Origin of the sequence: Candidatus Formimonas warabiya, assembly GCF_002777255.1 — a bacterium.
Taxonomy (GTDB): Bacteria; Bacillota; Dehalobacteriia; order Dehalobacteriales; family Dehalobacteriaceae; genus Formimonas; species Formimonas warabiya.
Window position 1 is genome coordinate 3,741,362 of the sequence record NZ_CP017634.1, and the last position, 22,163, is coordinate 3,763,524.

The 22,163-nt window shown below is 46.9% G+C and carries 27 protein-coding genes and 1 other annotated feature; of the genes, 9 read left to right on the forward strand and 18 right to left on the reverse strand.

Annotated elements, in window-relative coordinates; translation table 11 throughout:
- Positions 1-141 precede the first annotated feature (141 nt).
- The 10 genes from rpsR to DCMF_RS17070 form a co-directional block, all read right to left on the reverse strand.
- Positions 142-411, reverse strand: coding sequence for a 30S ribosomal protein S18 (gene rpsR, locus DCMF_RS17025; protein ID WP_148135518.1), 270 nt, complete (start codon positions 409-411; stop codon positions 142-144).
- Positions 412-428: 17 nt separating this feature from the next.
- Entirely contained in the window at positions 429-821 is a 393-nt protein-coding gene (gene ssb, locus DCMF_RS17030; RefSeq protein WP_148135519.1) for a single-stranded DNA-binding protein, read from the reverse strand.
- A 22-nt stretch (positions 822-843) separates the two neighbouring features.
- Positions 844-1,131, reverse strand: a complete 288-nt coding sequence (rpsF, locus tag DCMF_RS17035) for a 30S ribosomal protein S6 (protein WP_148135520.1) — start codon at positions 1,129-1,131, stop codon at positions 844-846.
- Between the two features lie 175 nt (positions 1,132-1,306).
- On the reverse strand, positions 1,307-1,522 hold the full coding sequence (locus DCMF_RS17040; RefSeq protein WP_148135521.1) for a DUF951 domain-containing protein: 216 nt from the start codon (positions 1,520-1,522) through the stop codon (positions 1,307-1,309).
- A gap of 3 nt (positions 1,523-1,525) precedes the next feature.
- Complete coding sequence (locus DCMF_RS17045) at positions 1,526-2,671, reverse strand: mechanosensitive ion channel family protein (protein WP_214658680.1); 1,146 nt, start codon at positions 2,669-2,671, stop codon at positions 1,526-1,528.
- On the reverse strand, positions 2,664-3,488 hold the full coding sequence (locus DCMF_RS17050) for a HEAT repeat domain-containing protein (RefSeq protein WP_214658681.1): 825 nt from the start codon (positions 3,486-3,488) through the stop codon (positions 2,664-2,666). The genes DCMF_RS17045 and DCMF_RS17050 overlap by 8 nt, the downstream gene beginning before the upstream one ends.
- Before the next feature lie 38 nt (positions 3,489-3,526).
- Complete coding sequence (gene yedF / locus DCMF_RS17055) at positions 3,527-4,117, reverse strand: sulfurtransferase-like selenium metabolism protein YedF (protein ID WP_148135523.1); 591 nt, start codon at positions 4,115-4,117, stop codon at positions 3,527-3,529.
- A complete protein-coding gene (gene selD / locus DCMF_RS17060; protein WP_148137960.1) occupies positions 4,111-5,136 on the reverse strand; it encodes a selenide, water dikinase SelD in 1,026 nt (341 codons plus the stop codon). Before selD ends, yedF begins: the two co-directional genes overlap by 7 nt.
- 60 nt (positions 5,137-5,196) lie before the next feature.
- On the reverse strand, positions 5,197-5,892 hold the full coding sequence (locus DCMF_RS17065) for a 4Fe-4S double cluster binding domain-containing protein (protein ID WP_214658682.1): 696 nt from the start codon (positions 5,890-5,892) through the stop codon (positions 5,197-5,199).
- Between the two features lie 75 nt (positions 5,893-5,967).
- A complete protein-coding gene (locus tag DCMF_RS17070; RefSeq protein WP_214658683.1) occupies positions 5,968-6,579 on the reverse strand; it encodes a CvpA family protein in 612 nt (203 codons plus the stop codon).
- Positions 6,580-6,952: 373 nt separating this feature from the next.
- Here DCMF_RS17070 and DCMF_RS17075 point away from each other — a divergent pair, with 373 nt between their 5' ends.
- From DCMF_RS17075 to DCMF_RS17085, 3 genes are all read left to right on the forward strand, one after another.
- Positions 6,953-7,372: an EamA family transporter gene (locus tag DCMF_RS17075; RefSeq protein ID WP_148135526.1), complete on the forward strand. Its 420-nt coding sequence runs from the start codon at positions 6,953-6,955 to the stop codon at positions 7,370-7,372.
- Positions 7,373-7,575: 203 nt separating this feature from the next.
- On the forward strand, positions 7,576-8,859 hold the full coding sequence (locus DCMF_RS17080; RefSeq protein ID WP_148135527.1) for an ArsB/NhaD family transporter: 1,284 nt from the start codon (positions 7,576-7,578) through the stop codon (positions 8,857-8,859).
- Between the two features lie 116 nt (positions 8,860-8,975).
- Positions 8,976-9,026, forward strand: a sequence feature (sodium ion sensor (DUF1646 type); this cis-regulatory element may regulate processes involved in with the transportation of sodium ions).
- A 120-nt stretch (positions 9,027-9,146) separates the two neighbouring features.
- Positions 9,147-10,430 (forward strand): ArsB/NhaD family transporter, encoded by a 1,284-nt coding sequence (locus DCMF_RS17085; protein WP_148135528.1) that lies wholly within the window; start codon positions 9,147-9,149, stop codon positions 10,428-10,430.
- A 112-nt stretch (positions 10,431-10,542) separates the two neighbouring features.
- Here the strand turns inward: DCMF_RS17085 and DCMF_RS17090 are convergent, their stop codons facing one another.
- Positions 10,543-11,103, reverse strand: a complete 561-nt coding sequence (locus DCMF_RS17090) for a UbiX family flavin prenyltransferase (protein ID WP_148135529.1) — start codon at positions 11,101-11,103, stop codon at positions 10,543-10,545.
- Between the two features lie 137 nt (positions 11,104-11,240).
- On the opposite strand from DCMF_RS17090, the gene ychF reads away from it, so the two are divergent.
- Positions 11,241-12,335, forward strand: a complete 1,095-nt coding sequence (gene ychF / locus DCMF_RS17095) for a redox-regulated ATPase YchF (protein WP_148135530.1) — start codon at positions 11,241-11,243, stop codon at positions 12,333-12,335.
- Positions 12,336-12,405: 70 nt separating this feature from the next.
- Here the strand turns inward: ychF and DCMF_RS17100 are convergent, their stop codons facing one another.
- From DCMF_RS17100 to DCMF_RS17115, 4 genes are all read right to left on the reverse strand, one after another.
- A complete protein-coding gene (locus DCMF_RS17100) occupies positions 12,406-13,296 on the reverse strand; it encodes a DMT family transporter (RefSeq protein WP_214658684.1) in 891 nt (296 codons plus the stop codon).
- A 56-nt stretch (positions 13,297-13,352) separates the two neighbouring features.
- The gene (locus tag DCMF_RS17105; protein WP_148135532.1) at positions 13,353-14,249 is read right to left on the reverse strand and encodes a selenium metabolism-associated LysR family transcriptional regulator; all 897 of its coding nucleotides are present in this window, start codon (positions 14,247-14,249) and stop codon (positions 13,353-13,355) included.
- 173 nt (positions 14,250-14,422) lie between these two features.
- Entirely contained in the window at positions 14,423-14,863 is a 441-nt protein-coding gene (gene rnhA / locus DCMF_RS17110) for a ribonuclease HI (RefSeq protein WP_148135533.1), read from the reverse strand.
- A 151-nt stretch (positions 14,864-15,014) separates the two neighbouring features.
- Positions 15,015-16,115, reverse strand: a complete 1,101-nt coding sequence (locus tag DCMF_RS17115; RefSeq protein WP_214658685.1) for a D-alanyl-D-alanine carboxypeptidase family protein — start codon at positions 16,113-16,115, stop codon at positions 15,015-15,017.
- A gap of 113 nt (positions 16,116-16,228) precedes the next feature.
- Between DCMF_RS17115 and lepB the strand changes: the two genes are divergently transcribed.
- Positions 16,229-16,753 carry a signal peptidase I gene (gene lepB / locus DCMF_RS17120; protein ID WP_148135535.1) on the forward strand — a complete coding sequence of 175 codons (525 nt, stop codon included), beginning with the start codon at positions 16,229-16,231 and terminating at the stop codon, positions 16,751-16,753.
- Positions 16,754-16,791: 38 nt separating this feature from the next.
- Here lepB and DCMF_RS17125 read toward each other — a convergent pair whose 3' ends face one another.
- Positions 16,792-17,430 (reverse strand): lactate utilization protein, encoded by a 639-nt coding sequence (locus DCMF_RS17125; protein WP_148135536.1) that lies wholly within the window; start codon positions 17,428-17,430, stop codon positions 16,792-16,794.
- 255 nt (positions 17,431-17,685) lie between these two features.
- On the opposite strand from DCMF_RS17125, the gene DCMF_RS17130 reads away from it, so the two are divergent.
- On the forward strand, positions 17,686-18,339 hold the full coding sequence (locus tag DCMF_RS17130; protein ID WP_148135537.1) for a CBS and ACT domain-containing protein: 654 nt from the start codon (positions 17,686-17,688) through the stop codon (positions 18,337-18,339).
- Positions 18,340-18,395: 56 nt separating this feature from the next.
- Here DCMF_RS17130 and DCMF_RS17135 read toward each other — a convergent pair whose 3' ends face one another.
- Positions 18,396-19,289 (reverse strand): L,D-transpeptidase family protein, encoded by an 894-nt coding sequence (locus tag DCMF_RS17135; protein WP_214658686.1) that lies wholly within the window; start codon positions 19,287-19,289, stop codon positions 18,396-18,398.
- Between the two features lie 99 nt (positions 19,290-19,388).
- Positions 19,389-20,882: a DUF255 domain-containing protein gene (locus DCMF_RS17140; protein ID WP_148135539.1), complete on the reverse strand. Its 1,494-nt coding sequence runs from the start codon at positions 20,880-20,882 to the stop codon at positions 19,389-19,391.
- 246 nt (positions 20,883-21,128) lie between these two features.
- On the opposite strand from DCMF_RS17140, the gene DCMF_RS29295 reads away from it, so the two are divergent.
- The 3 genes from DCMF_RS29295 (at position 21,129) to DCMF_RS17145 (ending at position 22,147) form a co-directional block, all read left to right on the forward strand.
- Positions 21,129-21,299 carry an FmdB family zinc ribbon protein gene (locus tag DCMF_RS29295; RefSeq protein ID WP_214658687.1) on the forward strand — a complete coding sequence of 57 codons (171 nt, stop codon included), beginning with the start codon at positions 21,129-21,131 and terminating at the stop codon, positions 21,297-21,299.
- A 14-nt stretch (positions 21,300-21,313) separates the two neighbouring features.
- Positions 21,314-21,466 carry a hypothetical protein gene (locus DCMF_RS29300; protein WP_214658688.1) on the forward strand — a complete coding sequence of 51 codons (153 nt, stop codon included), beginning with the start codon at positions 21,314-21,316 and terminating at the stop codon, positions 21,464-21,466.
- Positions 21,467-21,646: 180 nt separating this feature from the next.
- On the forward strand, positions 21,647-22,147 hold the full coding sequence (locus tag DCMF_RS17145) for a phosphatase PAP2 family protein (RefSeq protein WP_148135540.1): 501 nt from the start codon (positions 21,647-21,649) through the stop codon (positions 22,145-22,147).
- The last annotated feature ends 16 nt before the right edge of the window (positions 22,148-22,163 follow it).

Genomic DNA, 22,163 nt, shown 5'->3' on the forward strand with positions numbered 1-22,163 from the left:
CTAAAACCGTAATAAGTGAATTCTGACATTTAACCTTTGAAACTTAGACAAAATAGCTAATACATGACTCTTGACTTTTAACTTTAGACTTTCGACTGATTAAAAGAAAGAGGAGCAAATGCTCCCCTTGTTTTTTTACCTTTATTCTGTCGTAAACGGCAATAAAGCGATGTTTCTAGCCCGCTTAATTGCCAGGGTCAACCCTCTCTGATGCTTGGCACAGTTGCCGGAAATCCGCCGGGGAAGAATTTTTCCCCGCTCGGTAATATGTTTTTTCAGTTTGCCGATATCCTTGTAATCGATGACATCTATCTTATCTACACAGAAACTGCAAACCCGTTTCCGGCCGCGACGTCCCCGGTTCCCCCGGTTTCCCCGGCCGCCCCGGTCACCACGTTCGTTTTCAGACATTTTTTTCCCTCCTCATCCTAAAATGGCAAATCGTCATCAGGAGGTTCGATTTCCGTACCGATGAAATCCCCAGAACTCATGCCGCCCGAGTCTTTCGGACTTAGGAAACGTACGGTTTCCGCAACAACTTCGGTAATCCAGCGTTTTTGCCCATCTTGCCCGTCATAACTTCTGATCTGCAGACGGCCATCAACGGCGGCCAGCTTTCCTTTGGACAGATAGTTGGCACAGTTTTCCGCCTGTTTTTGCCAAACCACGATATTGATAAAATCCGTTTCCCTTTCCCCTTGTGCATTCTTCCGGTTCCGGTCAACGGCCAAAGTAAAGGTTGCCACGGCTACTCCGTTTGGCGTGTAACGCAATTCCGGGTCTTTTGTTAGTCTCCCTATGAGAACAATTCGGTTAAGCACGGAAAATCACCACCTGTTTTTTTTACTCTCCCTCTTTAACAATCAGATAACGGATCACGTCATCGGAAATCTTGAAGTTACGCTCCAACTCTGCCGGAGTTTCCGGCGCACCGTTGAATTTGGCCAAAACATAAAAACCTTCGCGCAACTTGTTGATTTCGTAAGCCAGTCTGCGTTTTCCCCACAGGTCTACTTTGACCAGCTCACCACCGTTGTTCTGGATCAGCGAGGAATACTTTTCCATCGTCGCCTGTACTTTTTCTTCATCAAAATCGGGTCGGATAATATACATGGCTTCGTATGCCCGCATGATCTTCACCTCCTCCCTTTGGACTAACGGCCCCGGCGCCGAAAGGCGCCTCAGCGGGGCAGGGACACTACTGCTTATAGTGACACACGGTATTATAGCATAAATTAACAAGAGAGACAAATTATTTTTTTAAAAGACGGAGCCGGTTCCCGAAAACGCTCTCTATTCCGCCCCGTCAGCTTTCAGCAGGCGGCGTTTCTTCAGGTACATTACTTTTCACGACCTTTTTCACCCTCTTTTCAAAATTGGGCCGTGAGATCATTACCTGGTGCCCGCAGGTGAGACATTTGATACGGAAATCCATTCCCGTACGCATTACTTCCCATTCATAGCCCCCGCAGGGATGGGGCTTTTTCAGCCGTACAATATCTCCCAGATGAAACTGAGCCAAGTTCTATTCCTCCTTAACTCCTACCGTATTTTGGATGATCACCCGGCGCGGATAAGGAATTTCAATGCCTTCCCGATCCAAGGCCTGCTTTAATCTTCTTCTCAGTTCCCGTTCCACGCGCCATTGCTCCATGGGTTTGGTGTGGGCAACAATGCGGATGATCACGTCAGAGGGCCCCAGATCCTGGATTCCCAAAACGACAGGGGCATTCACAATCACCTCACCAAATTCCTCGGCTACTTTGTCTGCAGCTTTCTGGAGAATTTCCATGGCATGATCCATGTCCTCCTCGTAGGCAATGCCAATGTCCACCATCGCTCTTGCTTTGCCCCGGCAATGATTGGTGACCATGGTGATTTGACTGTTGGGCACAATATGCAGTTCCCCCGACCAGTCCCTGATTTTGGTCGTTCTCAGACCCATCTCTTCCACAATTCCTCCCACACCCGCCGCATTAATATATTCCCCCACCGTAAAATAATTTTCCAGAATGATAAAAAAACCTGTAATCACGTCCTTGACAAGGCTTTGGGCCCCAAAACCCACTGCCAGGCCTAAAATACCGGCACTGGCCAAAATAGAGCCCGTTTTCACGCCTAAAGTCTCCAGAACCATTAAGACGGCAAGGAAATAGACGGCGTACATGATCACGCTTTTGGACAAAACCTTTAGGGTTTCAATCCTTTTTTCTTCGCCAAACAGGTTGGTGCGTACAGAATGATTAAAAAGCCGTTCCACCACGGCCTGCCCTATTTTTACAATAATTCTGGCCCCTAAAATGATGCCAATAATTTTGAGCAGATTCCCCGCCAGGATAAGCAGATTTAATTTTTCCACAATATTTACGCCAAAAAACTGAAATGCCCATAAGATGGCGGCAAAATAAGTCCCATAAAAAACAAGTGTTTTCAAAAGGGTATGGATCATATCCCTAAATTCTTCCGTAAAACCCGAGTTTGCCTGTTCTTTATTCCGGAAAAACCGGTTGATCAACCGGCACAATATTTTTTGGGCGATAAAAGCAGCTCCAAAGACCAATATAGTTTTTCCCAGATTCAAAAAAAACCAGGTCAAAAAGGCAGGTGTCCCATACCGCTCTACTAAGGTCTGAAATGTATTTGACGAGATGAATTTCAAGTAATTAAGCATCCTGTTCCTCCACAGGTCGGACGATTTTATTTAATGCTTCCCGGGCGTTGGTCCGAACCCACCAAGCTTCATCGTGAAGCGCTTCCTCCAATATGGTCACGGCCTGATAGGCCCCCATCATTCCCAGTGCCTTGGCGCTTCTTGACCGGACACCCCAATCAGGATCTCTCATCAATAGTAACAAGGCATCTACGGCCTCCTGATCGCCAATTTCCCCCAGGGCGTCTACAGTGCGCATTCTCACCTGGGCAGAATCATGGGACAATTCATGAATTAAAGCCGGCAGAGCCTTCCGGTCGCCGATCTCCTCCAAAATGGAAATAACCAGGCACTTTGGGGTTTCCGGTAAATTTGCTAAACAGTGTGCCATCGGGTCCACCGCTTCCTGGCCCAATGAGATGAGAACTTCCGCTACCCGGGCCGGCACATATTGTCCCGGTTCTCCCAAGGCCTTCATTAAAGGGACAATCAGTCTTTTGTCCTTTATTTTCCCCAATACTGCGCTGGCCCCAATGCGCTCCTCTTCTCCTTTGGCGCCCAGGGCCCGGATATAGTGATCCAGATATCCTTCCTCTTCCCATAAAATCACCAGCTGGTCCCTGATCTCCGGGGCCAGTTGGGGCCAGATCTCCAAAATCACCGGTACCAGTTTGATTCCCCCTGATCTCATCTGTACCAACAGCCTGTCCGGCAACCTGCCGGAAGCAGCCTTCAACACAGCGATCATGTGAGGAGATTGATTTTCCTTTTTCGGACCGCCCAGCAGTCCCTGCCCCATCCTCTGAAAAAAAGCCTTCCCTCTCTGCAAAAAAGACAAGAATCTCCCCCCTTGATCCATTTTCCCTATGCGTTAAGTCAGATGGTGAGGGTTTTTTCTACCAGAGATAATCTTTCTAAAATCGTATACATATTGGTGACGGATCCTACGCAAAGCTTGCGTTTCATATTGTAAAAATCCAGGCAGGTACCGCAGGAGATTATTTCCACGCCGTGTCTTTCCAATTCCAGCAAATATTCCATCACGGCGGATCCTTCACAAGCCAGGTAAACACCGCTATTCACAAAAACGATGATCTGGGGCAGGTGGTCGCTTTGAGTTAAAGAATAAAACAGGCTCTTGATCAAGACCGCCCCTAACTCTTCACTGCCCTTCCCCAAAGTATTTGAAGTCACAAAAAAGGCTTGGCTGGCATGCTCAGGATCCAAATGGGTAGGAAGATCCGTTACCGAACCTTTCTTAATAAACACCTGGTAATCATTGCCCTTTTGCTCTACCGATACCCCGCAGTGCAGTGCTTCCGCCAGCTTCACCAGGTTATCACGGGCCGCTTCATTATCCACCAGGGTCACAATTTCTCCCTGGTCCATGTCATCAAGGACTTTTTTGGTATTTACCACCGGCAAAGGACAATTCATTCCCCTGGCATCGATTTGTCTCGTTACCATTTTCCCTTCTCCTTTACAGATATTTTTCCAGGATTTCCTCCAGTTAATTTGCCGACCACAGAAAAGACCAAACCCTTTTCTTTTAAAGAACCGGTCAACTGTTCCAGTCTCTCTTGGGGCACCGCCATTAAAAGGCCCCCGCTGGTCTGGGGATCAAAGAGAATATCCCGCATGAAAACAGGCACCTCAGGGGCAAACTCCACCCGTTCTTTCAGATAGTCCTGATTCCGGTAACACCCGGCGGGAATCATCCCCATTTTAGCTAATTCCACCGCTTCAGGCCATACAGGAAGCCGGTCTGCCCAAATTTCCGCCGAAACCCGGCTGGCTGCCACTACTTCCCCTAAATGGCCCAAAAAACCAAACCCTGTAATATCCGTCGCAGCAGTCACCCCTGCTGTCTTCATGGAAAGGGCGGCCTCCTTATTCAAGGCCGACATCTCCCCCATCACCATTTCAACCGTCCCGGGTTCCAGCATATCTGCCTTAATAGCGGTAACGAGAATACCGTTGCCGAGCCGTTTTGTCAGCACCAGGGCATCCCCTTCTTTGCCTTTTCCATTCGTCAGTATTTCTTCCGGCTTCGCCACGCCGGTCACGGACAGGCCATATTTGGGCTCTTGATCGTCCACGGTGTGCCCCCCGATGAGGAGAGCCCCCGCTTCTTTCACCTTATCCGCACCGCCCAGTAAAATCTGCTCAAAAATGTCCCAATCACCGCATTGGGGAAAGGCGGCAACATTCATCACCGTCAGCGGCTCTCCTCCCATGGCATAAATATCACTTAAAGCATTTGCCGCAGCAATAGACCCAAAAGCATAGGGATCATCCACCATGGGGGTAAAGAAATCCACCGTTTGAATCAAGACCAGGTCGTCGTTAATTTTATAGACTCCTGCATCATCATAATCTTCCGGTCCCACCAGCAAATTAGGATGGGTAAACTTGGGCAGCTTTTTCACAATCTTTGATAAGGTCCCCGGACCTATTTTAGCCGCTCACCCTGATGCGGAAACCATCTGTGTTAAGCGAATTTTATCATCCGGCACATATATCACCCCACTTTCCTGACTTAAAAGTTATTTTCCCCAGGGACATGCCGCCAGACACCTGCCGCAAATCCTTTTGCCGAAACTATGCCGCACTTTAGCCAGATAATCATGGCAGGCCTGGGCATCCAGCCTTACTTCCAGCGGGTCTTCCACCCGGTGGTGTATGCCTTTGATGGCTTTTGGGGGACAGGCATCCTGACAAAGGGTACAAGCGCCGCACTTATTTTCCGGGAAAGGCTTGTCAGGGGGTAGAGGAGCATTGGTCAACACCGTAACCAGCCTTAAACGGGGCCCTACCTCCGGATGGATCAGAGAGCAACTTTTGCCGATCCAGCCTAGTCCGGCCCGGTGTGCCGCCAAACGGTGGCTGAATATTCCGGCCAGTTTCGATTCATTAACCCGTTGAGAAGCCGGGATAGGAAATGTTTTATATCCTTTCTTCTGTAAAAAATTGCTCATCCTTAAGGCAATATCATCCAGGCGGGTATTGATGGCATCATAATAGTTGAGATAGGTATGGGTAGGTCCTTGGGCCAGTTCATTGATCACCGCTTTGGGAAAAAACACGGCCACGGAGACGGCCCGGTCCAAATCATGATAGGTATCCCCATATTCCTCAGCAATTTTATCCGCCACGTCATCAAAAGAGGCAATGCCGAAAAGATCTCCTCCCAGCCGGTACACCAGTTGGCCCAGTTCCTCTTTCAGCAACGTTTCATCCATATGGGCATTCATTCCTTTCCAAGGCGATTGTCAAAGGTTCTCACCTTTATTATTTCCTTCTTTTTTCCTGATATTTTAATTTTGAAATAAGTGTTCCAAAAACAAAGCAAAATTAGACTGATCCAGTGCCGCGGCAAAATGGCTTAAAATCCCCTGGGAGGGAGCGGGCTGACCTAAAACGAAAGAAGTGCCCATTAATCCGATGCCGATGATCAGTCCGGCAAAAAAAACGCCCAAGATTCCCCCTAAAAACCGGTTCAAAGGGCCCATGACGGTGTGGTCCAGACCGTTGGTCAATAAACGGCCGAAGATGTTGAACAATATTTTCGTCAAAAGAAATACCAAAAGAAAGGACAGGATATATAACACTAGCCCGGACAAATAGTGCGCCGGGGAAGCAAGAAAATTCGCCGTTTGGTCCGCACCTTGTTTTCCGGCGAAAAGGTTAAAAGGAAAAGAAGTAGCCAGCTTAGCCACTGGAAGGTGCTGCGCAAAAAAAGCGGTCAGTTTTTCGGTCAAACCCCAAAACTGGTCCATGGCTTCGGCCACTCGGCCGCTAAAATGAACGGCAAGGTAAATTTCCAAAACCAGCCCCATTATTCCGGAGATAATCCGGAGCAGCCCCTTGCGCCATCCGAAAAAAAACCCCGCCGCTAAGATTCCTCCTATCACCCAATCGGCAGTCAAAATATTCACCTCCTGGCTCTTTGACGCCAACGATACATCCTCGTCCTCTCACCCTATCTTGCGCGTAAATGCGGGCCATGAATATTTTACTCCAAAAAACCCAAAAATGATGGTAAAGTCGGGACATTCCTCGGTACAAGAGGCAAGAGGTAAGATGCAAGAAACAAGGTGTTTGCGCTTTTTTCGGAATTTAGCTTTCTTTTCTTGCCTCTGACTTCTGGCATCTTGCTTCTTGGATGGTGTGTCCCTTTCAAGAGGCAAGAGGTAAGAGACAAGAAGCAAGATTGTTTATCCTTTTTTCTTGCTTCTGGCTTCTTGGAGCTTGCTTCTTGGACGAGGTGTGTCCCCTGACCATACTAAAGGGGGGAAAAAATTGAAGCCTTATACCTATGCCTTGTTGGCAGTTTTATCTTGGGGAATGGCACCCATTTTCGGCAAATTAGGCCTTGCCAAGACCGACCCCATGATTGGCCTTTCTATTCGCACCCTGGTCACAGTCTTATTTTTGCTGATCACCCTGGGGGCCCGAAACGAGTTTCACCAATTCCTGACCCTGGACAAATTTTCTTTAGGAATGCTGGCATTAGAAGGTTTATTTGCATCTGCATTAGGCCATCTTTTCTATTTTTATGCTCTAAAATTCGGCGAAGCTTCCCGCATCACATTCATTATGGCTGCTTATCCCCTGGTCACCTATATCGCCGCGATGATTATTTTAAAAGAGGGTTTCTCATTAACCAAGCTAGGCGGAGCGGTTTTCATCCTCGCAGGTGTCTTTTTGCTTACCAAGTAGCTGTGATCACAGGTAACGTTAATAAAATTATACGAGATTACCAATAACAAGTAAATCAATTCACTGACAAAAAAATTAATCTACTCCCAACAAATACTGCTATAATATTTAAATAGTGGCAGTATTTTTACATAAAGCAAAAGGAGCTAATACGCTGATGCTCAAAAAATTCTGTCAATCAATAACGATCGGGAGGGAAATGAATGGATCATTCGGTATTTGAAGTGGCGATCTCTGCTGCGATATTTGTCACAGCCTATGTGCTGATTATATTGGACAAGTTCGACAGGACGATCATCGCCTTGTCCGGTGCTGCATTAATGATATTTTTGCACATCCTCACCCAGGAGAAAGCCTTTCTGGAAATCGACTATAATACCATCGGGCTTTTGATCAGCATGATGGTGATTGTGATGATTACCAGAAGGTCCGGCGTCTTTGAGTATCTGGCGGTGAAAACAGTAAAAATTGCCAAAGGGGAACCTTTTCAGATCATTATTCTTTTATCACTGATCACAGGCATCATCTCCGCCTTTCTTGACAACGTCACAACCATCCTGCTCATCCTGCCCGTTACTTTTACGGTAGCCAAGGATTTGCATATCAATCCTGTACCCTTTATTATCGCCGAAGTATTTGCTTCCAACGTGGGGGGAACAGCCACCCTTGTCGGCGACCCGCCCAACATTATGATCGGCAGCGCGGTAGGATTAAGTTTTATGGATTTTATCAAAAACGATGCTTTAGTGGTTATTCCCATCCTTTTTCTAACCACCTATATCTTCGCCTTATTATATAAGAAAAAGCTTGTAGCCACGAAAGAAAATAAAGAAAAAGTAATGCAGATGGACGAAAGCAAATGCATCACAGACCATGTTCTGCTCACGAAGAGCCTGGCCGTATTAAGTCTTACCATCCTGGGTTTTCTCCTGCACAGCCAGCTTCATTTTGAATCGGCCACCATTGCCATCGGCGGCGCAGTCTTGCTTTTGGCCATTTCAAAAGTGAAGACGGAAAAGATCCTGGAAGAAGTAGAATGGAAAACCATCTTTTTCTTTGTCGGCCTGTTTATGATGGTGGGAGGGATCAAAGAAACAGGCATCATCAAAATGCTGGCCCAGGGTGTCCTGGACCTGACCCACGGGGATCTGGTCTTAACCACCATGGCCATTTTATGGGTATCGGCCATTGCCTCCGCTTTTATTGATAATATTCCTTTCGTTGCCACCATGATCCCCATGATTAAGGACCTGGGCGCTCTTTCCGGCATGAATCTGAACCCCCTTTGGTGGGCCTTATCCCTGGGTGCTTGTCTGGGCGGCAACGGCACCATCATCGGCGCCAGTGCCAACGTCATCGCTACTGGGATGGCAGAGGAACGGGGACATAAAATTACCTTTGCCAGATATTTTAAGATCGCTTTTCCCGTGATGCTCCTGACCATCGTCATTTGCACCGTTTACCTGTACGTATTTTATCTGATCTAACAAAGTCTTACAGGATTTTTGCGCATCCCGGTATTCAAATTCGGAAAAAACAACACACGATATTGATTATAAATGATATTTATGTTAGTATGGATCAATAAGCGATAGTTGTTGTCGGTTGGACGGATTTTCCGTTTTCAAGAAATAGGCTTTTTGGGTGGAAAGCTGTTTTTGTCAAGCTTTCCACCCTTTTTTATGTGCAAATTTAAAATTGGGGACATTCCTCCGACGGGAGAGGAATACCCGAAATAGAGGTGTGTGCCCTAACATCTAGAGGAGGTATTTTCATGGAACATTTAACCCTTGAGGTGGCAATATCTGCCGCCATATTCGTCACGGCCTATGTACTGATTATTCTGGACAAGTTCGACCGGGCCGTGATTGCCCTATCCGGCGCTGCATTAATGATCTTATTAAAAATACTGGCCCAGGAGGACGCTTTTCTGGAGATCGACTATAATACCATCGGTCTTTTGATCAGCATGATGGTGATTGTAATGATTACCAAAAGGTCCGGCGTCTTTGAGTACCTGGCGGTGAAAACAGTAAAAACGGCCAAAGGCGAACCTTTTATCATCATTATCCTGCTATCATTGATTACGGGTATTCTCTCGGCCTTTCTCGACAACGTCACAACCATTCTCTTGATTTTGCCCGTTACTTTAAGTGTGGCCAAGGATTTGCATATCAATCCCGTTCCTTTTATTATTTCGGAAGTATTTGCTTCCAATGTGGGCGGAACAGCCACCCTAGTCGGCGACCCGCCCAATATTATGATTGGGAGCTCGGTAGGTTTAAGCTTTATGGACTTTATCCTAAATGACGCGGTAATTGCTTTTCCCATGCTGTTTTTAACTACCTATATCTTCGCCCTGCTCTATAAGAAAAAACTTGTGGCCACGAAAGAAGCCAAAGAAAAAATTCTTGATATGGATGAGGATAAGTGTATTAAAGATCCCATTCTGCTTGTGAAGAGCTTGGCAGTTTTAGGCCTTACCGTAATAGGATTTCTCCTGCACAGCCAACTCCATTATGAATCAGCCACCATTGCCATTAGCGGAGCAGTCCTCCTCCTCTTTATATCCAAGGTCAGGACGGAAAAGATCCTGGAAGAAGTAGAATGGAAGACCATCTTTTTCTTTGTCGGCTTGTTTATTATGGTGGGAGGAATCAAAGAAACAGGCATCATCAAAATGCTGGCCCAGGGTGTCCTGGACCTGACCCACGGGGATCTGGTCTTAACCACCATGGCAATTTTGTGGGTGTCGGCCATTGCTTCCGCTTTTATTGACAATATTCCTTTCGTTGCCACCATGATCCCTATGATTAAGGACCTGGGCGCCCTTTCCGGCATGAATCTGACCCCCCTTTGGTGGGCCTTATCCCTGGGTGCTTGTCTGGGCGGCAACGGCACCATCATCGGCGCCAGTGCCAACGTCATCGCTACTGGGATGGCAGAGGACCAGGGGCATAAAATTACCTTTGTAAAATATTTTAAGATTGCTTTTCCCGTGATGCTCCTGACCATTGTCATTTGCACCGTTTACCTGTATGTATTCTATCTAATTTAAGAAAGCCCGGGAGGGCTTTCTTCGGGATCCGGGTACCGGGAACCGGGGTTCGGGAAAAGACGATAACAAAACCCCCTATCCTTCCGGATCAGGGGGTTTTCTGTATCAAAAGTTATTCCTGTCCTTCCCACCGTTGGACAAGGTTATTTTCAATGTCCAGCTGATCCAAAACCCGGGCTAAAAAGTGGTCAATCAGATCCTCAATTTTACCAGGCCGGTGATAGAAAGCCGGCATGGGAGGCATGATGGTGACGCCAAGCCGGGACAATTTCAGCATGTTCTCCAGATGGATCGGGTTTAGCGGGGTTTCCCGCGGGGCAAGAATCAATCTGCGTTTCTCCTTCAACATCACATCGGCGGTGCGGACGATCAGCGTCTCCGCATAACCGTGGGTAAGAGCGGAAAGGGTTTTCATGCTGCACGGTACGATCACCATGCCGGAAACGCGAAAGGATCCGCTGGCCGGTGCCGCGCAGAGATTTCTATTGTCATAGCAGCAGTGAGCCAACCCTTCTATTTCCTTTATGGAATAATCCGTTTCAATTTCGACGGTCTTTTTTGCCCACTCGCTTAAGATGAGATGGGTTTCCACATCATGCCGGCGCAGCTCTTCCAGCAGCCGAATCCCGTAGATCACACCTGTCGCCCCTGTAATACCAACCGCAATTTTCATATCTTCCTCCCCAATCGTTCAAGCTAAGGTTATTTTAAATCCCCCTATCTTCTTTGTAAAGAAAATATCCCTGTTCTTTCTCCCTTGTACCTCCCTGCCCGATAAAGTATAATATTTACCAGTGGAGGTGTTTTTTTATGGCTCTTTCCTGCGGTATTGTGGGGCTCCCCATGGTGGGCAAAACAACCTTTTTTAATTTGCTGACGAATGCCGGCATAGAAACCAGTACCTTTTACTCAGGAAAAACGACAACCAATATTAACATGGCTACCGTGCCCGATGAACGGGTGGAATTTTTATCCCGGATGTTTCACCCCAAAAAGACGACCTTTGCCCAAATCGAGGTCATTGACGTGCCCGGTTTGGTGCGCGGGTCCAGTGAGGGGAAAGGAACAGGCAACGAATTTCTGGCTGCGGTACGGGATTCCGATGCCCTGGTTCATATCGTGCGGGCTTTTGAAAACAAAGATGTGCTTCATGTGGACAACTCCCTTGATTTGATGCGGGATTTGGAAACGGTCAATATGGAACTCCTTTTTGCCGATTTACAGTTAATTGAAACGCGTCTGGAGCGGATTAACAGCGGTAAAAAAAAGAAATTGGAAAACCCGCTGGAAGAAACCGTCTTGCTGAAAATCCGGGATGTCCTGGAAAATGAACAGCCTGTAAGCACCATCAAGTTTTCCGATGAAGAAAGGGAAGCTATCAAACATATTACCTTTCTCACCGATAAACCGATGCTGATTGTGGTAAACCTGGATGAAAAGCAATTTACCAGTGGTTCTTACGATCAAAAAGAAGAAATTCATACCTTTGGAACAGAGCACAACATGATCGTGTTGGAAATCTGTGCCCAGGTGGAAGCTGAAATCAGCCAGCTGGAGCCGGAAGACAAACAGCTTTTTATGGAAGACCTGGGGGTGAAAGAACCGGGCATTGACCGGCTGGCGAAAGCCATTTACGACCTCTTGGGACTGATATCCTTTCTTACAGCGGGGGAAGATGAGGTGCGGGCCTGGACCATCAAAAAAGGCCTGTCTGCCAAAAAAGCCGCGGGAAAGATTCACTCGGATATTGAAAGAGGATTTATCCGGGCAGAAATTGTCGCCTTTCAAGATTTAAAGGAAGCAGGATCCATGGCAAAGGCCCGGGAACACGGATCCTTCCGTTTGGAAGGAAAAGAGTATATCGTGCAAGACGGAGATATTATTAATTTCAGATTTAATGTGTAAAAGCGGGATCCGGGTACCGGGAAAACCCATTAGCTCCATATAATATAAAGAAAGCCCTAAGGGCTTTTTTTTATGGATTGCCGGAAACGGTATCCCGCTCCGAATTGGTTGGGGCGAGAGTATCCTGCTCCGCCGGCGGGGCGGAATTAATCCAGGTATCTGTGATTAACCCCGCCAAAATGCAGAGACCTCCTACAATGCCGTAAACAGTGGGAATCTCTCCCAAAAAGAGCAAAACCCAAATGGGATTAAAGGCAGGTTCCAATAAAGCCACCATGGTAGCTTTCTGGGGGGTAGTCGTGCGTAATCCGATGGTGTATAAAACATAAGCGATCCCCAGCTGGAATACGCCTAAGATGACCAGCACCACCCAGCCGGTAAAATTAACATCCGCAATTTTAGCCCCCTCCGGTACCAACAACCAAATCAAGGGGGCGGCACCTAAATTGCAGATGCTGATAAGTCCAATGCTGTTTTCCCGGCCCAGCTTTTGTAAAAGTTTTGTATTCACGGCAAAAAATATGCCGGAACCGATGGCCACCAAATTTCCCATAGCGCTGGTCCCTACGGCCGGTTCGCAGAGAAAGGCGCCCAATCCCAAAGCAATTAGGCCTACCGGCAAGGCCTGGTGCCAATTCACTTTCCGGTAAACAACAAGAGTAGCCAGAAAAATCCAGAGAGGGGCGGTAGATTGAAGCGCAATGGCGTTGGCGGCCGCGGTCAATTTTGTGGACACCACAAAAGAAGTAGACAAGGCCCCATAGAAAAAAATCAATGCCGGAAGTTGCCAGCTCAACTTGATGGGCCGAATAAAAGGAGCCAGGGCTAAACCTGCGATCACCGCACGGATTGCAGCAATCAAAACCGGGTCAGCCGAGACCAGTTTAATTAACACACCCCCTGTACTCCATAGAATAGCCCCAAAGGCAATGTAAACTGTGCCGGGTAATTTCTTGCCCATTTTGGCTTTCCTCCTCATTGAAGCTAAAAAGCTTGCTTTTGGACACTAATCGCCCCTTATGCGCTCAGAGCCCTACCCAGCAAATGTTGGAGAAAAACATCTCTGGTTCTGGTGGCGCTGGAGTTTTTCATATACACAATATAAAGATCTCTTTCCAGGTTCAGACCTTGAACCGTCACCTGCTGCACCACTCCCGCCCGTAATGAGGCTTCGGCGGCCCACTTGGAAACAAAACCGACGCCTAAACCTGCTGAGACTCCTGTGATGACCGCCTGGGTACTGCCTAATTCCATCACAATGTTCAAATCCGATTCTTTAATCTTTTGGTCCGCCAGGGACTCTTTCACGGCAATCCGAGTGCCGGACCCGGCTTCTCGGGTAATCATCTCCATTGATAATAAATCCTTGTAATGGATCTCAGGAGGAATACTGCTTTCGGCACTTGCGATCAGAACTAGTTCATCCTGTAAAAAGGGGATGAATTCCACATGATCCGATTCCACTTTTGCCCCCACAACCCCTAAGTCGATTTTCCGCTCATAAAGCAGGTCCACAATCAGCCCCGTGTCACCCACCGTCAGGGAAACATTAATTCCGGGATACTCTTTGCGGAATTCCCCGATAAATTTCGGCATCAGGTACTCACCGGGAATGGTACTGGCTCCAAGAGCCAGTTTTCCTCTGTGCAATCCTTTAAAATCTTCCATGATCTCGATGGCCCGGTTATATACCGTCAAAATTTCTTTCGCATCCCGGTAAAAGTGTTTTCCTGCTTCCGTCAACTGCACCCGTTTATCATTTCTCTCAATCAAGGGAAGCCCGATGGTCTCTTCGAGAGATTTTATCTGAGCACTTATGGCAGGCTGGGTCATAAACAAAGCTTCTGCCGCATTGGTAAAACTTTTTAAGTCCGCGACCATAATAAAAGAACGAATTTGTTTAATACTGGACATGATCAAATCTCCTTAAGTAGTTTAGATGTGATCATCTAGTTTTCTTCGCCTCTATTGCTAAATCCTCCTGATAATAAAATTTTTTTATTGAATTTATACAAGAATTGAATCTTCAAATGAAAAAGCCTCTGCAGATTGTCATCCGTAGAAGCTATGATCTCTGGTAAGACAAATTATGCCTTATGCTTGGAAATCTCTGCCCGGGCCAATTCATCGCACCGGTTGTTGAAGGGGTTTTCCGCATGTCCTTTTACTTTCATCCAGCGTACTTGATGCATCGACCCCAGTTTAAGAAGCTCTTTCCACAAATCCTGGTTTTCTACCGGTTCCTTTTTGCTATTTTTCCATCCGTTCCGCTGCCAATTGTCCAGCCAGCGCTGATTAAAGGCGTTCACCAGATAAGCGCTGTCGCTGAATATTTGGACGGCGCAGTGTTCTTTGAGCTGATTCAGCCCCTGGATCGCCGCCGTCAACTCCATGCGCTGATTGGTCGTTAACGGGACAAAGCCGGAAATTTCTTTTTTATGTTCTCCATAAATCAGGATTGCGCCCCACCCTCCGGGACCGGGATTTCCCGAACAGGCCCCGTCCGTATAAATGGTTACTTCTTTCATGAGGGATCTCCTTTCAAGAAGCAGGATACCAGAAGCAAGAAGCAAGAAAAAAGGATACGATCTTGCATCTTGTACCGAGGAATGTCGCCATTCACTTACCCCTCTATTATACCCAATTTCTGGAGTTCTGCACTACTTGATTTTTTATCTTTTACTTGTTGCGAAAATTGAAGATGCGGGCCCTTTTTACCCCGTTATTTGCGGCCAGTTCGCTTTTTTCTTTCAATTGGCCTTGAAAATAGACCTCCACTGTGCCCAATACTTGCCCTTTGCGCACGGGCGCCTTGACGGTTTGGACGATGTTGTTCTTCACTTGCCAATCCCCGGCGGCATCTTTGAGAAAACTGCAGTAAAGACCGGTTTTCGGCACCACTTCCACATAGTCCGGCTCCCCGTTGATCACCTTGATGCGGTCAAAGATCTCTCCCGGCCGCACCACAATTTGGTCAAATTTTTCAAAACCGTAATTCAGTAATCCGGCTGCATCGTCATACCTCCGGGAACTGCCCAAAACAGTGGCAATATACCATTTGCCGTTTCTCACCGCGGAGGCCACGAGGCAACCTCCGGCAGCATTTGTCGTTCCCGTCTTTACGCCGTTAGCCCCGGCATAAAAATCCAGCAGTCCGTTGGTGTTGCTTACTGTCTTTGATTTCTCCCGATTCAGCCATTTGATTTCCACACTGTTTTTTTTCACCGTCTCCGCAAAAAAAGGCTGCTCCATAGCGGCACGGGCCATTAAGGCCAGATCATAGGCCGTGGAATACTGTCCCGGTACGGAATACCCATTGGGATTTCGAAAGCTGGACTGAAAAGCGCCTAAAGCCCATGCTTTTTTATTCATGAACAGGGAAAAGAGTTTCGGATCTCCCGTCACATGTTCGGCCAAAGCCACCGCGGCATCATTGGCAGACCAAAGCAAGGCGGCTCCCATTAAATCCCTTACGGTCATCACATCCCCTTCCTTGAGGCCAATGGTCTGTCCCACATAAGTCTGGTGGGCTTTTTTGCCAATCACCACTTTTTGATCTAAGTTTTCCAGGTTTAAGGTTATTAAGGCGGTGAGGATTTTTACGGTACTGGCCGGGTGCCTAAACTTATGGGCATTTTTTTCCCAAAGAATTTCCCCCGTATACCCGTCAATGAGCACCGCCGCCTCCGCCCGTAGTTTGGGTTCGGCCCAGGACTTTGCCGGTTGTATCAACATGGCGGTCAAAAAAACGAGCAGCAAAAGCCATGCTTTTTTGTGCATGTTATCACCCCCGCTCGTTATTATTTGCAGCTCCATTTGGTTTCATCCTAAAAAAATTGGCACACTGAGCAAAGGGTGATATAATAGAAAGATCGAGAGAGAGGTGGAAATGGATGAAAAAAACGATCAGCAGTGTCATCTGGGAATATTTGAAAAGTTTTTTGCTGGCAGTAATCATCGCTTTGATCATTAGAACCTACTTGTTCCAAATAACGGAGGTATATGGCCAGTCCATGTATCCAACCCTCCATGATCATGATCGATTGTTTACAAACCGGATTATTTATACCATCGCCAAACCTGACCGGGGAGATATTGTGATTCTTGATGCTCCGGATCGTCCCGGTACCTTCTATGTAAAAAGGGCTATCGCTTTGGCCGGAGACCGGTTGAAAATAACCGGCGGCATTGTCTATGTAAATGGCGAGAAACAGGACGAACCCTATATTAATGGAAACTTTACCGAGGGAGACATTGATACGGTTGTGCCTCCGGGCACTGTCTTCGTCATGGGTGATAACCGGGGAAACAGCCATGACAGTCGCAGCCCAGATGTATCCTATATCCCGGTTGATGATATTGAGGGGAAAGCTGTGTTCCGCATTTGGCCTTTTGATAAGTTTGGAAAAGTAAATTAAAAAAAACGCGACAGGGTCGCGTTTTTTTTTAATTTCTTTTAATACCCTAAGTTTTCCCCCACTAAAACTACGGTAATATCACTGACCATGGGCCTCTTTTTCATCACGGCATAAATACGGCAGATCCTGGTCTTTCCCTGGCAATCACAGCACACACCTGTTGTCAAACAGGGATTGGAAGTCTCTAATCGCTTATTGTTTTTGGGGGAAGCAATCATGCTGATTCTCTCAAAGGCAGCCTTTTCATCGGTACAGACCTTATTGATCCCGGCCACAATCACGACCTTTTTCGGTCCGAAGGTCATCGCCCCCACCCGGTTTCCCACGCCATCCACATTGACCAGATATCCCTCCAGCGTAACCGCATTGGTGCTGCATAAAAATACGTCACTAAGCAATTGCCGGCGCCGGATATCCATTTTGGCTTCCGGGGACAAGCCGGGAAGATTGTGATTGAGTATTTTGGCCCCCAGGGCTGCCGCCTTTTCAGGGATTCCCAATTCGTTTAGTGTTGCCGACCCGCCAATGCCTACCGCGTCTCCCGGAGAAATATATGTGAGCACCTGCTCTATCGCTTCCTGCCGGTGAGGAAAATAGACGGCGTCAAATTCATTTTTCCTCAACGCCTGAACCACTTTTTCGCCTAATCTATCATGATGCCATTGATCGATACTCATCAAAACCCACTCCCTCTTTCCCATTTTTCTATCACTTTTCTCTGCCCAGAAAAAAAATCCTGCCCAAGCACTCTTTCTATTCATAAAAAACCGGGGATGGTAAAAATTATTACCGGGTGCGAAAAAAGAAATTTTGCGGAAAAAATTTTTTGAGCAGGAACTGAGCTGAACTGGTAGAAAGAACATTTATCAAGCTTATGAAACATATAGTAGAATGAATCTCCTTAACATCCGACTGAGAGGAGGAATGAACCCATGCATGTTCGTTCTAAAATGACCAAAGAGCCTGTTACCATCACCAGACAGACCACCATTGCAGATGCCCTGGAATTAATGCGCAAACACAACATCCGCCGACTCCCGGTAATGGAAAATAATAAGCTGGTGGGGATTGTCACGGATCGGGACATCAGTGAAGTATCCCCCTCCCCGGCCACAACTCTCAGTGTTTTTGAAATCAATTACCTGCTGGCCAAAATGAAAATCAAAGATGTCCTGCCCAAAAACCAGAAAGTAGTGACCATTTCTCCGGACGCCTATGTGGAAGAAGCCGCCATCATCATGCGGGAACACAAAATAGGCGCCCTTCCGGTGATAGAAAACAATAAGCTGGTGGGAATCATTACCGAGACCAACATTTTCGATGCCTTTATCGAACTTCTGGGCGTCAAAGAACAAGGATCCAGAATCACCATTGAAGTGGAAGACAAACCCGGCGTGCTGGCGGACGTCACCCAGATCATCAAAAATGACGGGGCAAATATTTCCCGGGTAGCCGTTTTTAGAGAAGACGGCAAAACCTTTATCGCCATTCGCCTGAATACCTTCTACGGAGAACCCATTATTGCCACCCTGGAGAAAAACGGCTATACCATTCATTCCTATAAAAGCTATAATGAGTATCAGTGAAAAAGAATAAAAGCCCCTTCGGGCTTCTATCGCACAAGATCAAAATAGTTGGGATTCTACTTTTGGGGGAAGTACTGGTCCAGCCGTTTCAGCATTTTCAGATCCGCTTCTCCGTCCACAGGCAGCATATGATACGCCTCAAACAGCTTTACCGCAAATTCCGTGAGGCCTCCGTAACGCCCGTCCGCGTAATCGATGCCAAAACCTAACTCCTTTAAGCGGTATTGGAGCATGACCACATCCTGCCCGGATGATTTTAATTTCAAGGGTCGGACAAAACCCTGAAACTTCGGCGTATAGCCCATAATCAGCACCCTTGTGCCAATGGGGATCCAGGGAAATATTTCTTCCACATCTTTGTTATACATACGGAAACAGCCATGGGAAGCAGACCGACCGATGGAATAAGGATTATTTGTTCCATGGATTCCGTATATTCCCCAGGGGACGTTGATCCCCATCCACCTGCTCCCGAATCCTGTTCCCCAGTTCAGGTCTTTGTGGATGATTTTATACTCTCCCACCGGGCTGGGGGTTTTCGATTTTCCCGTCGCCACGGAGTATGTCTTAAAAAGTTTTCCATCATCCAAAATGTGCAGCTGATTTTTATTGAGGTCGATATAAATGCTCACCTCGCCCTTCGGCCCGTCTCCCCCTGGATTGCTTGCCATGGCCTGGTCATAAAGCGCGGCCAGGGCATCCCAGGTTTTATGTTCTATAGTACCGTTGGGAGCTAAACCATGGTCTCTCTGAAATTTTTTTACCGCTTCTGCCGTCATTGGGCCATAATTCCCATCCACCTTGGCCCGATAATACCCGGCAGATTTCAACAATTCCTGAAGTTCGGCAATGTACCCTCCTGACTGGACCGGGTCTGTAAAATGCAATTCCGGACAAGACGTATAGTCGGTACAGGCTTGGACAGGCAGTGACCATGCCATAAAAGCCATGAAACAAATCATGATCGAAAAAACAGTCTTGTTAATTTTTTCTTCCCCCTTTTTCAAAATAATCATAGAACAATACATGGGAAAATAAATACTTATCTCTTATTGCAAAGTGTGGAATGTCTGATTTTGAGACCGGTAATTCTCCCTTTCCAGCAACCCTAGCCCATATTTAGCTGCAAAGACCGGATTGCTGTCCCGCAAACCATGTAAACTTTTTAATAACCTGGTTGCTTTCTGGGCATAGGACCGGTCCCCTAACACACAGGCCATGTTCAGAAAAACCGTGGCCAGCTCCGCATTTTCCACAAAGGGAACTAGGGGAATATCCAAATAGCCCGGATTGGCGGAGGCTAAGGGAATATCCCCAAAATATCCCTCCGGCAGCCGGTAATTTTTATACACATGCTTCATTAATAATTGGGCCTTTTCCAAATAATCAATTTGCCGGGTACAATTATATGCTTCCCATAATGCGCAAATAAATTTTACCTGGTCAGAAAAAAGTTCTACTTCCGACGGTCCCTGGAAGAAAAAGTGACTCATGCCCCGGCCCAAACGGTAGCACTTGGCCCAAAAAGAGTGCAGCACCGCCAAGGCAATCTCCAAATATTTCTTCTCACCGAAAACCCGGTAGGCCAGGAGTAAAGATGAGACCATCATGCCGTTCCAATTGGCAAAGGGAGAAAAATCAACCTCATGGCCTATTTGACTGCCGCCAAAGGCATGCACTCCCGGATCAAATAAATGATCGATAAGATACCGAAGGGTATCTTGAGCCACCCTTTCATATCTTTCCTCGCCCCACCTGTTAAATGCCAGCAAATAGTTGCGTAAAAGCCCGGCATTGCTCTCGAGAAGTTTTTCCCCATGGGGCAAGGTCCAATTCTGTCCTTCACATAAGCGGAAAAAGCCTCCTTTTTCCCGGTCATAAATCTCACCGGTGCTCATGACATCCAAGGTGTGGGTCAACATCGTCTCTGCCTCCGGACAAAAATTCTTTTCCGTATAGGAAATTAAAAAGTCGTTAATTTCCGGGAAGGGAAATTTCGCTTCCGCCGAGTATACCACAAATCCCCCAAATTCATGGTCATAGGCTTTTTTAATGATCTCCATCACATGGTCGATCTGCCCCAAGGATAAGCAATCTTTGTCCATTTTTTTGGACAGCATGTTTTCCTTATTGAAGCCCGCAGGCAAATTTGCTTGTTTTTCCCCATTCCTGGGCGCTAGAACCCGCTTGCGTTTGCTCACGTCATGCAAGACTTCCTCCAACAGGCTCTTCATTTGCTCTCCGGGCAAATAATTTTCTCCCTTCAAAATATGGCCCTCTCCTGATAAAAAAACAATGCTCGGGTATCCTCCATAATGATACCGGTCCGCCACGTGGGGGTATTGGTCTACATTCACCTTCATGGGAATAAAATTTCTTTCAATGATATGGATCACCTGAGGATCCTGGTAAGTTGTATCTTCCATCACAGCACACCAGCCGCACCAGGGTGCCGTTAAATACATCATAATCGGTTTTTTTTGGACCGACGCTTGCTCAAAAGTATCGTTGCCCCAGGGAAACCAATTGATGGAACAGGGCATATCTTTTACCTCCTTCCCGATATTATCTTTTGTTTTCACGATTTTTTTTAGGTGTAGAAAATGATGGAAAGCCAGTAAAGTTTCTCCCGGCTGTAATATTCACTCTAAATTAATATATGGGCTCCCCTCAGACTTATGCGAACTTCACGTTTCAGGAAATCTGGTATAAAAGCTCCCTTTTTTTGTCATAATAGCCTAATAATAAAATTATTTAAAAAGAGATAAAATGATCCAGGAGGCTAAAAAATGACCGATAATTACGGAATGCCTGATAATGCCGTGCGCGCCTATAAATGTGCCCGCTGCGGAAATATGTTTGAGGCACAGCGCCAGGTGGCATCCACCTGCCCTATATGCGGCTATACCTGCAGCGAAAACCTGTGCAATGTTGTTGACACCACGAATGAAGACTATTGATAGGAGGCCCCCTCATGTCAAAAAGGAAACAGGAAAAAATCACCGCCCCCCTAAATCTGACTCAGGAGCTGGAAGGCTCGATTCCTAAAGTTAACCTGGACGGCGTTTCTGAGGCCAGAATCCCGACAAAAATCGTGCCGGAAAAAACTCCCCCAAGCAAAAAGTAAAATTTTATTTTTCTTCCATAAAAAGGGCCGTTTTGCAGAAGACAGCCCTTTCTTTTTTGGCGAAAAACCTTTACAATCTTTATAATGTTTTAATTCAATTTTTATCTTTTTTTAATCTGCAAGATGCAAAATGAAAGCAGTAAGCATCAAGATATTGCCTGGTGACAGGAGTGACGGCTCGTGCAGCTTATTTTATCGTGGGATCTTTTCCTTTTTCGCTTTATTAACCGAAAGTGGCGCTGTTCTTTGCTGGACAGATTAATGCCCAGGATGACTCATCTGGGCGGGCTGAGGGCTTCCATCCTCATCTGTTTGGCTTTGCTTTTCTTCTCCAGGGAAACCCTGGGGAAAGAGGTGGTGTACGCCATGGTGGGGAGTCAGATTGTGGTGCAGGCAGCAAAAAAAATCTTACCCAGACGGCGCCCTTTTCTTACGGTTCCTGAGACAAATATCTGGCAGCCTCTGATCCTGAAGGACTATTCTTTTCCTTCCGGTCATACTGCGGCCAGCTTTTCTCTCAGCGCCGTCGTTGCTTTATACTTTCCCCTCCTCACCCCTTTTGTGCTGCCCCTGGCCGCGCTGATCGGCATCTCCCGGATCTATCTGGGCTTGCATTATCCCTCCGACGTCATCATGGGCGCTCTTTTAGGAACCATATCGGCCGTCTTGGTCTGCCTATAGGGAAAAGGCAGGGATC

Coding starts and splice junctions, on each gene's coding strand:
- rpsR (WP_148135518.1), bottom strand. CDS start 411: ATGTCTGAAAACGAACGTGGTGACCGGGGCGGCCGGGGAAACCGGGGG.
- rpsF (WP_148135520.1), bottom strand. CDS start 1,131: ATGCGGGCATACGAAGCCATGTATATTATCCGACCCGATTTTGATGAA.
- DCMF_RS17045 (WP_214658680.1), bottom strand. CDS start 2,671: ATGCTTAATTACTTGAAATTCATCTCGTCAAATACATTTCAGACCTTA.
- yedF (WP_148135523.1), bottom strand. CDS start 4,117: ATGGTAACGAGACAAATCGATGCCAGGGGAATGAATTGTCCTTTGCCG.
- DCMF_RS17065 (WP_214658682.1), bottom strand. CDS start 5,892: ATGGATGAAACGTTGCTGAAAGAGGAACTGGGCCAACTGGTGTACCGG.
- DCMF_RS17080 (WP_148135527.1), top strand. CDS start 7,576: ATGGATCATTCGGTATTTGAAGTGGCGATCTCTGCTGCGATATTTGTC.
- DCMF_RS17085 (WP_148135528.1), top strand. CDS start 9,147: ATGGAACATTTAACCCTTGAGGTGGCAATATCTGCCGCCATATTCGTC.
- DCMF_RS17090 (WP_148135529.1), bottom strand. CDS start 11,103: ATGAAAATTGCGGTTGGTATTACAGGGGCGACAGGTGTGATCTACGGG.
- ychF (WP_148135530.1), top strand. CDS start 11,241: ATGGCTCTTTCCTGCGGTATTGTGGGGCTCCCCATGGTGGGCAAAACA.
- DCMF_RS17100 (WP_214658684.1), bottom strand. CDS start 13,296: ATGGGCAAGAAATTACCCGGCACAGTTTACATTGCCTTTGGGGCTATT.
- DCMF_RS17105 (WP_148135532.1), bottom strand. CDS start 14,249: ATGTCCAGTATTAAACAAATTCGTTCTTTTATTATGGTCGCGGACTTA.
- rnhA (WP_148135533.1), bottom strand. CDS start 14,863: ATGAAAGAAGTAACCATTTATACGGACGGGGCCTGTTCGGGAAATCCC.
- DCMF_RS17115 (WP_214658685.1), bottom strand. CDS start 16,115: ATGCACAAAAAAGCATGGCTTTTGCTGCTCGTTTTTTTGACCGCCATG.
- lepB (WP_148135535.1), top strand. CDS start 16,229: ATGAAAAAAACGATCAGCAGTGTCATCTGGGAATATTTGAAAAGTTTT.
- DCMF_RS17125 (WP_148135536.1), bottom strand. CDS start 17,430: ATGAGTATCGATCAATGGCATCATGATAGATTAGGCGAAAAAGTGGTT.
- DCMF_RS17130 (WP_148135537.1), top strand. CDS start 17,686: ATGCATGTTCGTTCTAAAATGACCAAAGAGCCTGTTACCATCACCAGA.
- DCMF_RS17135 (WP_214658686.1), bottom strand. CDS start 19,289: ATGGCTTTTATGGCATGGTCACTGCCTGTCCAAGCCTGTACCGACTAT.
- DCMF_RS17140 (WP_148135539.1), bottom strand. CDS start 20,882: ATGCCCTGTTCCATCAATTGGTTTCCCTGGGGCAACGATACTTTTGAG.
- DCMF_RS29295 (WP_214658687.1), top strand. CDS start 21,129: ATGACCGATAATTACGGAATGCCTGATAATGCCGTGCGCGCCTATAAA.
- DCMF_RS29300 (WP_214658688.1), top strand. CDS start 21,314: ATGTCAAAAAGGAAACAGGAAAAAATCACCGCCCCCCTAAATCTGACT.